Source organism: Mycobacterium sp. 1245801.1 (genome assembly GCF_001673055.1).
Lineage (GTDB): Bacteria > Actinomycetota > Actinomycetes > Mycobacteriales > Mycobacteriaceae > Mycobacterium > Mycobacterium europaeum_A.
In genome coordinates this window covers 1-9363 of the sequence record NZ_LZKY01000049.1, presented here as the reverse complement: position 1 = coordinate 9363, position 9363 = coordinate 1, and the positions used below count along the sequence as shown (strand labels likewise).

9 protein-coding genes and 3 pseudogenes are annotated in these 9363 nt (G+C 68.2%); 6 read left to right on the top strand and 6 right to left on the bottom strand.

The annotated features are described in order from the left end of the window. Positions 1-76, bottom strand: a pseudogene (locus tag A5622_RS29965) (hypothetical protein); the annotation flags it as partial. On the opposite strand from A5622_RS29965, the pseudogene A5622_RS02890 reads away from it, so the two are divergent. Beyond that, a pseudogene (locus A5622_RS02890) lies at positions 59-865 on the top strand (neutral zinc metallopeptidase); the annotation flags it as partial. The pseudogenes A5622_RS29965 and A5622_RS02890 overlap by 18 nt on opposite strands. Here the strand turns inward: A5622_RS02890 and A5622_RS02885 are convergent. Next, positions 862-1737 carry a dihydrodipicolinate synthase family protein gene (locus tag A5622_RS02885; RefSeq protein ID WP_066876530.1) on the bottom strand — a complete coding sequence of 292 codons (876 nt, stop codon included), beginning with the start codon at positions 1735-1737 and terminating at the stop codon, positions 862-864. The pseudogene A5622_RS02890 and the gene A5622_RS02885 overlap by 4 nt on opposite strands. Positions 1738-1748: 11 nt before the next feature. Then, positions 1749-2534, bottom strand: coding sequence for an aldolase (locus A5622_RS02880; RefSeq protein WP_066876528.1), 786 nt, complete (start codon positions 2532-2534; stop codon positions 1749-1751). 47 nt (positions 2535-2581) lie between these two features. Here A5622_RS02880 and A5622_RS02875 point away from each other — a divergent pair, with 47 nt between their 5' ends. After that, on the top strand, positions 2582-3127 hold the full coding sequence (locus A5622_RS02875; protein WP_066876527.1) for a helix-turn-helix domain-containing protein: 546 nt from the start codon (positions 2582-2584) through the stop codon (positions 3125-3127). On the opposite strand, the gene A5622_RS02870 is transcribed toward A5622_RS02875, so the two are convergent. Beyond that, complete coding sequence (locus A5622_RS02870) at positions 3120-3554, bottom strand: hypothetical protein (protein ID WP_066861023.1); 435 nt, start codon at positions 3552-3554, stop codon at positions 3120-3122. The genes A5622_RS02875 and A5622_RS02870 overlap by 8 nt on opposite strands. 89 nt (positions 3555-3643) lie before the next feature. On the opposite strand from A5622_RS02870, the gene A5622_RS02865 reads away from it, so the two are divergent. Both A5622_RS02865 and A5622_RS02860 read left to right on the top strand, forming a co-directional pair. After that, a complete protein-coding gene (locus A5622_RS02865; RefSeq protein WP_066876534.1) occupies positions 3644-5212 on the top strand; it encodes a metallophosphoesterase family protein in 1569 nt (522 codons plus the stop codon). Positions 5213-5302: 90 nt separating this feature from the next. Then, positions 5303-6913: a chloride channel protein gene (locus tag A5622_RS02860; RefSeq protein ID WP_232002832.1), complete on the top strand. Its 1611-nt coding sequence runs from the start codon at positions 5303-5305 to the stop codon at positions 6911-6913. Here A5622_RS02860 and A5622_RS02855 read toward each other — a convergent pair. Continuing rightward, positions 6895-7923 carry an Rv2578c family radical SAM protein gene (locus tag A5622_RS02855; protein ID WP_066876523.1) on the bottom strand — a complete coding sequence of 343 codons (1029 nt, stop codon included), beginning with the start codon at positions 7921-7923 and terminating at the stop codon, positions 6895-6897. The genes A5622_RS02860 and A5622_RS02855 overlap by 19 nt on opposite strands. 54 nt (positions 7924-7977) lie before the next feature. On the opposite strand from A5622_RS02855, the gene A5622_RS29515 reads away from it, so the two are divergent. Beyond that, positions 7978-8154, top strand: a complete 177-nt coding sequence (locus A5622_RS29515; protein ID WP_197507934.1) for a hypothetical protein — start codon at positions 7978-7980, stop codon at positions 8152-8154. 82 nt (positions 8155-8236) lie between these two features. Further along, on the top strand, positions 8237-8461 hold the full coding sequence (locus tag A5622_RS02850) for a deoxyribodipyrimidine photolyase (protein WP_066861033.1): 225 nt from the start codon (positions 8237-8239) through the stop codon (positions 8459-8461). 3 nt (positions 8462-8464) lie between these two features. Here A5622_RS02850 and A5622_RS02845 read toward each other — a convergent pair. After that, positions 8465-9363, bottom strand: a pseudogene (locus A5622_RS02845) (DUF222 domain-containing protein); the annotation flags it as partial.

Genomic DNA, 9363 nt, shown 5'->3' with positions numbered 1-9363 from the left:
AGCCGCCGAGCACCGCGGACATGCCGGTCGGCTCGACGGCGCAAGCTTTGGCCATCTCGGCGCCGGGGGTGGCGGCCTGGGGCTGCTCATTCTCATCGGGGCGCTCTTTTTGGGCGTCGACCCCGGCCGCGTCATGAACTCCCCGCAGACCAACACCGGCGGGTATTCGGCGCCCGGATTCGACCTGAGCCAGTGCAAGACCGGCGCCGACGCCAACAAGTACGTGCAGTGCCGGGTGGTCGCCACCGGCAACTCGGTGGACGCGGTGTGGCATCAGCTGCTGCCGGGTTACACCCGTCCGCATGTCCGGCTGTTCACCGGCCGGGTGAGCACCGGCTGCGGGGCGGCCACCACCGCGGTCGGACCGTTCTACTGCCCGGTCGACCAGACGGCGTACTTCGACACCGACTTCTTCCAGGAGCTCGTCGACAGATTCGGTTCCAGCGGTGGGCCGTTCGCCCAGGAGTATGTGGTCGCCCACGAATACGGCCACCACGTGCAGCAGCTGCAGGGTCTGCTCGGCCGCTCGCAGCAGGGCGCGCAGGGCGCCGGGGGCAACGGCGTGCGCACCGAGCTCCAGGCCGACTGCTACGCCGGGATCTGGGCGCACTACGCCTCCACGGTCAAGCAGGAGAGCACCGGCGTGCCCTACCTGGAGCCGTTGAGCGACAAGGACATTGCGGATGCGCTGTCGGCCGCGGCGTCGGTGGGCGATGACCGGATCCAGAAGGAATCCACCGGCCGGGTCAACCCCGAGTCCTGGACGCACGGTTCGTCCGAGCAGCGGCAGAAGTGGTTCACCATCGGCTACCAGACCGGCGACCCGAAGAAGTGCGACACCTTCTCCGCGCCGGATCTGGGTTAAACGTCCAGCAGGCGCCGCAGCTCGGCGCGGCCCTGTTCGTCGAGCGGCAGCAACGGCGCGCGCGGGTCGCCGACTCCGAAGCCGAGCAGCTCCAGGCCGGCCTTGACGGTGGTGGCCAACCCGCCGGCGACGATGTAGGTGAGCAACGGCTGGAGATCGTCGTAGAGCTTCTGCGCGGTGTCGAAATCTTGTGCGCGCACCGCCTCGTACAGGTCGATGCAGGGTTGTGGCCGCAGATTCGGTGCGGCCGTGCACCATCCGGACGCGCCGGCCTTCAGGGCGTCGAGCACCAGCGGGTTGCTGCCGTTGTAGAAGGGCAGCCGGCTGCCGGACAGTTCGGCGATGCGGTGCATGCGGGTCAGGTCGCCGGTGGATTCCTTGACCATGGTGACGTTGTCGATGCCCTCGAACATCCGCACCAGCAACTCGGGCGGCATGTCGACACCGCTGGTGGCCGGGTTGTTGTAGGCCATGATGGGGATCGAGATGGCGTCGCTGATGCTGCGGTAGTGCTGGAAGATCTCCCGCTCGGTGAGCTTCCAGTAGGACACCGGCAGGATCATCACCGCGTCCGCCCAGGCCCGCTGGGCGTAGGCGGCGCGCCGAATCGTCTTGGCGGTGGTCACATCCGACACGCCGACGATCACCGGGACCCGCCCGGCGACCGTGGCGATGGTGGTGTCGACGACGGCGTCGAACTCGGGTTCCTCGAGGTATGCCAGTTCGCCGGTGCTGCCCAGCGGCGCGATCGCGTGCACATCGGCGGACACCAGCCGCTCGACCAGCGCGGCCAGCCGTTCGGTGTCAATCCCGTTGTCGCCGAACGGCGTAACCGGGTAGGCGATGATGCCGTGGATCTTGGGCTCGGTCACAGGGCGGCTCCTTAGCTGGTCAACACGTCGGAATGCCGGGCCAGGGCCCGGCGGGCGTAGTAGGCGAAGTTGGCGCGGCTGCGCTGCGGTGACAGCGTCCAGTCATGGGCCTCGCGGGCCAGTTCTTCGGGCAGCTCCTGGACGGTGCCGGCGGCCATCGCGGCCAGCTGCAGTTTGGCGGCGCGTTCGATGAGGATCCCCAGCGAGCAAGCCTCCTCGACGCTGGCCCCCGCGATGACGTGGCCGTGATGCGCCAGCAGGACGGCCTTCTTGTCCCCGAGCGCGGCGGTGATGATCTCGCCCTCTTCGTTGCCGACCGGCACCCCCGGCCACTTGGGCAGGAACGCACAGTCATCGTAGAGCGGGGTGGTGTCCATGTGGGAGACGATCAGGGGAACTTCCAGCATCGACAACGCCGCGACGTGGAACGCGTGGGTGTGCACGATGCAGTTGACGTCGGGCCGGGCGCGATAGATCCAGCTGTGAAAACGGTTGGCGGGGTTGGCAATTCCATCGCCGTCGAGGACGTTGAGGTCCTCGTCGACCAGCAGCAGGTTGGCGTCGGTGATCTCGTCGAACCCCAGGCCGAGCCGCTGGGTGTAGTAGGTGCCCGCCGCCTCGGCGCGGGCGGTGATCTGTCCGGCCAACCCCGAGTCGTGCCCGGCGTCAAAGAGCGCCCGACAGGTCAACGCCAGCTTCTGACGCGTGGTCAACTGCGAATCGGTGACGTTCGCCGTCAACTGCTCGGCAGCCCGGCGCATCAACTCGGATTTCGATTCGGTGAACGTGCTGCCCATGTGACACAATGTAGCAGCTTAGGAAACTTTGTGTCATAGGAGGCCCCGTGACGGCACTGCTGCGCCCCGTCCGCAGACAGCGCGGCCTCACCCTCGAGCAACTCGCCCGGCAGACGGGCCTGACCAAGAGCTACCTGTCCAAGATCGAACGGGGCCAGAGCACTCCCTCGATCGCGGTGGCCCTCAAGGTCGCCCGGGCGCTCGAGGTCGACGTCGGGCGGCTGTTCTCCGCCGGGGCCGCTCAGGAAAAGATCACCGTGGACCGGGCCGGCGACGGCGACGGCGGCCGCTATCGGGTGCTGGCGCCGTCACTATTGGGAAAGTCGATGTCGCCGTTCGTGGTTCGCCCGACCGAGCAGCTGGCCGAGGATCCCCATCCCGAGCATGCGGGCCAGGAATTCATGTTCGTGCACGCCGGCACGGTCGAACTCGACTACGGGGACCAGACGTTCACGTTAGGGCCGGGCGACAGCGCCTACTTCGACGCGTCGGTCAGCCACAAGATCCGGGCGGTCGGCGCCGAGAGCGCCGAGGTCGTCGTCGTTGCACACGCCGAGCCCGGGAGCGCACCGGCCCTGGTCCCGACTAGCTGAGCCGGCAGGTGACGGTGGTGGTCGCGTCCTGCTGGACCACCACCTGACCGTCCACGGCGATTTCGCAGTGGAACTGGGCCGGGCCGTTGCCCGAATCCGGCCAGTGCAGCATGCCGCTGGCGGTGATGCTCGCGAACTGATTCGGGTTTGCCAGCGTGGCGGTGTAGGTGACCGGCGCGCCGGCGCTGAGCGGGGCCTGCACGCTGGTGGAGAACTTCGACGGGTCCGCGTTGAAGGCCGCCTGGCTGGGCGGATCGGCGTTCACGTAGGAGACGTTGGCGGTCACGTTGTTGGGGCTCGTCACCGTGTAGGTCACCTGGTGACCGGCCGGGTCCGCATAGCTGGTCGCCGACGTGAGTACCGCCCCCGCGGCCGCTGCCAGAATTGTCGCTGAGATCGCGCTCGCTGTCCTGTGCACGTTCGTCATATCGAAAACGCTACCGGATTCGTTAGCGACGGTTCGATGTTTACGCCGCAGCTGTGCCCCTGGTCGCCCGGCTCCGGTATGAAGCAAGCATGCGCGAAGACCCCACTGCGGTGACCCGCCGCCGGTTGCTGACCACCGGCGCGGTCTCGGCCGCCCTCGGCGTGGGCCTGGGGGGTGGCGCCACGCTGCTGTGGTCCCGTCCGCAGGGCCCGACCGCCTGGTTGCAGCCCGATCGACATGGCGCACCACCTGTCGCTGGGCTGCACCTGCAGTTCGGCAAGAACGCCGGCACCGAAGTGGTGGTGTCCTGGCACACCACCGACGCGGTCCGCAATCCGCGCGTCCTGCTCGGAACACCGACGTCGGGCTTCGGCAGCACGGTGGCCGCCGAAACCCGCACCTACCGGGACGCGAAGTCCGGCACCGAAGTTCGCGTCAACCATGCCCGGCTGACCGACCTCACGCCGGACACCGACTACGTGTACGCCGCGCTGCACGACGGCGCGGAACCGGAGCAGGGCACCGTCCGTACGGCGCCGATGGGCCGAAATCCGTTGCTGTTCACCAGCTTCGGTGATCAGTCCACTCCGGCGCTGGCCAAGATGCCCGACGGCAGCTACGCCACCGACAACATCGGCTCGCCGGCCGCCGCCGACACCACCATGGCGATCGAACGGGCGGGCCCGCTGTTCAATCTGATCAACGGCGACCTGTGTTACGCCAACCTGGCCCGGGATCGGGTGCGCACCTGGTCGAACTGGTTCGAGAACAACACCCGCTCGGCGCGCTACCGGCCCTGGATGCCGGCGGCGGGCAATCACGAGAACGAATTGGGCAACGGGCCAATCGGTTACGGCGCCTATCAGACCTACTTCGCGGTGCCCGATTCCGGGTCGAGCCCCGAAACCCGTGGCATGTGGTACTCGTTCACCGCCGGTTCGGTGCGGGTGATCAGCCTGAGCAACGACGACGTCGCCTTCCAGGACGGCGGCAACTTCTATGTGCACGGCTACTCCGGTGGCGAGCAAAAGCGTTGGCTTGCAGACGAACTCGCTACCGCCCGGCGCGATCCGGACGTCGACTGGATCGTGGTGTGCATGCACCAGACCGCGATCTCGACCGCCGACAAGACCAACGGAGCCGACCTGGGTATCCGCGCGGAATGGCTGCCGCTGTTCGACCAGTACCAGGTGGATCTGGTGGTGTGCGGCCACGAACACCACTACGAACGCTCGCATCCGTTGCGCGGCGCGCTGGGCACCGACACCCGCACGCCGATACCCGTCGACACGCGAAACGATCTGATCGATGCCAGCCGGGGAACGGTGCACCTCGTCATCGGTGGCGGCGGCACGTCGGCCCCGAGCAACGCGATGTTCTTCCCGGAGCCGCGGTGCCGAGTGGTCACCGGAGTGGGCGCCTTCGATCCCGCGCTGCGCCGCAAGGCGCCCATCTACGTCATCGAGGACGCGCCGTGGTCGGCGTTCCGCGATCGCGAGAACCCCTACGGTTTCGCGGCTTTCGAGGTAGACCCGGGCCAACTTGGTGGCAACACGTCGATCAAGGCGACGCACTACGCGCTGCGGGGCCCGTTCGGCGAAGTCGCCGTCATCGACCAGTTCACGCTCACCAAGCCGCGCGGCGACAGGGCCCACTAGCCCGTCCCAGCAACGTGACCGCGGCGGATTTTATCCCTGTGAAATACTTCAAAAATGGCTGAATCGCCCGGTCCGCCTATGGGGGGACGCTTGGCGGACTTCGTGGTCGATCGGCGCATGCTGCTGACCGCGGCGCTCGCCGTGCCGATCGGAGCGCTCGCCGCGGGGGCGGCGTGGTGCCTGCTGCGGTTGATCGGGTTGGTCACCAACCTCGTCTTCTACCAGCGCTGGGCGGTCGACCTGGTGGCACCGGGATCGCACCCCCATCCGTGGTGGTTGTTGCTGGGCGCCCCCGTCGCCGGCGGTCTGGTGGTCGGCGTCATGGCCCGGCTGGGCTCGGAGAAGATCCGCGGTCACGGCATGCCGGAAGCGATCGAGGCGATTCTCACCCAGGGCAGCCGTGTCGAGCCGAAAGTTGCTATCCTCAAGCCGGTTTCGGCGGCGATCAGCATCGGCACCGGCGGCCCGTTCGGCGCCGAGGGGCCGATCATCATGACCGGCGGGGCGCTGGGGTCGATCCTGGCCCAACACCTGCATCTGACCGCCGACGAGCGCAAGATCCTGCTGGTGTCGGGGGCCGCCGGGGGAATGGCGGCCACGTTCAATTCGCCGCTGGCGTCCATCCTGCTCGCGGTCGAGCTGTTGCTGTTCGAATGGCGGCCCCGCAGCCTGATTCCGGTGACGGCGGCGGTCGTCGTCGCGACCGTCGTGCGCCAGTTCATTCTCGGCGGCAACCCGGTCTTCCCGGTCGACGTCGGGCACCTGAGTCGCGTCGAACCGAAGATCGACCTGCTGGCGCTCCTCATCGGGGCGTGCGGCGCGGTGGTCGCCATCGCCGCGACGCGGTTGGTGTACCTGGCCGAGGACGCCTTCGCGCGCCTGCCGATCCACTGGATGTGGTGGCCGGCGATCGGCGGGCTGGTGATCGGCGCGGGCGGGCTGATCGAGCCGCGGGCGCTCGGCGTCGGCTACGACGTGATCGACGCGCTGCTCACCGGCCGCGCCACCCTGTCGTTGATCGTCGGCATCCTCGTCGTGAAGACCGCCATCTGGTCGCTGTCGTTGGGTTCGGGCACCTCGGGCGGTGTGCTCGCGCCGGTGTTCATGATCGGCGGCGCGCTGGGAGCCCTGGTGGGCCAGGGCCTGCCGAACGTGTTCCCGGGGTTCTGGGCGATTCTCGGGCTGGCCGCCGTGGTGGGCGGCGTCATGCGCTCGCCGCTGACCGGCGTCGTGTTCACCCTCGAACTCACCCATGCCTGGCCCGCGCTGCTTCCCCTGATCGTGGCCTCGACCACGGCCTACGCGGCGTCGGTGTTGATGCTCGACCGATCGGTGCTGACCGAGAAGATCGCCCGGCGCGGCCTGCACCTGACCCGCGACTACACCACCGATCCGCTGGAAGCGTTCTTCGTGGCCGACGTCATGCATCCCGAGCCGTCGCCGGTGCCCACCGGCGGCAGCGTCAGCACCGGCGACACCCTGCGGCATGCCGCCAACGTCCTCGCCGAATCGGGCGGCCACGCGCTGCGCGTCTTGTCACCGGACGGCGCGGAACAAGGTCACCTGCTGCTGCGGGATCTGCTCGCCGCCCGCCTGCACGACATCACCGAAGACACCAGGCGCACAAGGCACTTCGTCGCGTTCCCCCGCAGACGGGCGCTACGAAACGCCGATCCCGAAGCTCAAAACAACGTCGGCTGAATCGGTTTCGGCGCCGGCGCCGCCGAGGCGGCCCGGGCGAACGGGCGATGGTCGCCAGCCAGCCCATGCTTGGCGATCAACGGCGCGGCACGCCGCCGCAGCGTTTCGCGATAGTCCTGGGGCAGGTAGGCACCGCGCCGGTACAGCTCGCGGTAACGGCCGACCAGGTCGGGATGCGAGCGGGCCAACCACGCCATGAACCATCCCCGGGTCGAGCCGCGCAGGTGCAGGCCGAACACGGTGACACTGGTGGCGCCGGCCGCCGCGATCTGGCCGAGCAGCCCGTCGAGGTGCTCGGCGGAATCGGTGAGGTGTGGCAGCACCGGCGCGACCATCACATGACAGTCCAGCCCGGCGCCCCGGATAGCGCTGATCAGACCGAGCCGGGCCTGGGGGGTGGGCGTGCCGGGCTCGACGTCCTTGTGTAGCTCTGGGTCGCCGACGGCCAGCGACACCGCCACCGAGACCGGAACCTGCGCCGCGGCCTGGGTGATCAGCGGTAGGTCGCGCCGCAGCAGCGTGCCCTTGGTCAGGATCGACAGCGGTGTGCCGGATTCGGCCAGCGCGCCGATGATGCCCGGCATCAGCGCGTAGCGCCCCTCGGCCCGCTGGTACGGGTCGGTGTTGGTGCCCAGCGCGACGGTCTCGCGCTGCCAGGACGGCCGGCGCAGCTCGCGACGCAGCACCTCGACCACGTTGGTCTTGACGACGACCTGGGTGTCGAAGTCGTTGCCGCAGTCCAGCTCCAGGTATTCGTGGGTGGGCCGGGCGAAACAGTACCGGCAGGCGTGCGAGCAGCCGCGGTAGCCGTTGACGGTGTAGCGAAACGGCAGCGCCGACGCGTTCGGCACCTTGTTGAGCGCGGACTTGCACACCACCTCGTGGAAGGTGATGCCGTCGAACTGCGGCGAGCGCACGCTGCGCAGGAAGCCGATGCGCTGCAGCCCGGGCAGCGCCCCATCCTCGACCGGTGTCCCGTTGACCGCGACGGCCTGATTCGCCCACCGCATATCAACCATTCGAACATTAGTTCGAGATCGAGTCAAGCACGGGACCGTCGTACAGTGAGCAGCGACCGTATCGCCCCTACGCTTCAAGGCGCCGACGGCGAACCGGTGCGCGGCGTGGGCGATAAGTTCGTCGTTCACATGGCTGGCATTTTCCCCGTTTTGTCCGAGGGTGCATTGCGCGCGACTTTGGGAATTCTCGACCGCACGGTGCCGCGGTTATCCGGCGGTTAACGCGGGGCGGGAGAATCGAGTTTCGGTTTTGCGTGACATTTACGCGGGTATTATTCCAGGGCCCCTCACGAAAGGACCTGTCATGTTGCACCAGGTGATTCTGGCGAGTTCGGACCCGGTCGCGGCCGGCTTTATCCTCCGTGGCATCAAGGGAATTTTCGTCGCTATCGGCAGCATTATCGCGGCAATAATCTGCGGAGTCATCGCCATGATGAAGGGCCGCAATCCGCTGGGCTGGGGAATTCTTGGGCTGTTCTTCTCGATCCTGACATTGATTGTCGTCATCATTATTCCCAGCAAAAAATAACGCTTAGAAGGGCGGCGGTTCCCCGTCGCCGACGGCGTGGGTCGACGCGGAAGCCCAAGTGCGAGAAGGCTTTTCGAGCGCACGCGCCATGCGGTTGTGATGGCGTTCGGTGGCCACGCGCGCGGCGCGGTCCTGTGCCCGGGTGCGACGCCGGGTGGGCATCATCGCCGTGCGCTCGGCGCAGTAATCGGGCGCCACGTCGGCCTCGGCGGCGGGGATCGCGCCGACGCCCCGGCACAAACTCGGGAACAGCAGTGCGCTGCCCGGGGTGGTGACGTAGGTGCGCCCGGCCGGCGAGGTCAGGATCAGCGTGCCGTCGGGCAGCTGCTGTTCGCGCCAGCCCCAAAAGGTTTTCACCAAATGATGTGCGCGGCAATAACATTTGAGGTTCGACGCGTGTGTCGGCCCGCCGTCGGCGTAGGGGATCGTATGGTCGAGGTCGCAGTTCACGGCGGGCTGATCACAGCCGGGCCAACGACACGTCAAATCCCGACACCGCACAAAATCGGCCAGCGCCTTGGACGGCACATAACCGGGCTCCGGCGGCGCACCACCGGGATGAACCAGCGGCACCAGCGTGGCCGAGCCGGCCAGCTCAGCGACCAGCTCCGGTGAGATCAGGCCCTCGGCGCCCAGCTCGCAGGCCGGCGCCGAGCCGCAACCATCCAGCGCGGCCCGCTCGGCGACCACGTGAATCACCACCGCGCTCGACGCGGGCCGTTGCCGGCCGCACAGTCGGCGCGCCCGCAGCGACACCCGAGCCGATCCGCCCCGCCCGCCAACGCGCCCAGCGCATCAGCGCGGCGCTGCTCGCGGGTGCGCGGATCGTGCTCACACACCGTGGCCGCCAACGCAGTCAACCGCCGGTCCAGCGCATGGGCGTCCGGGGCCAGCAGGGTGCC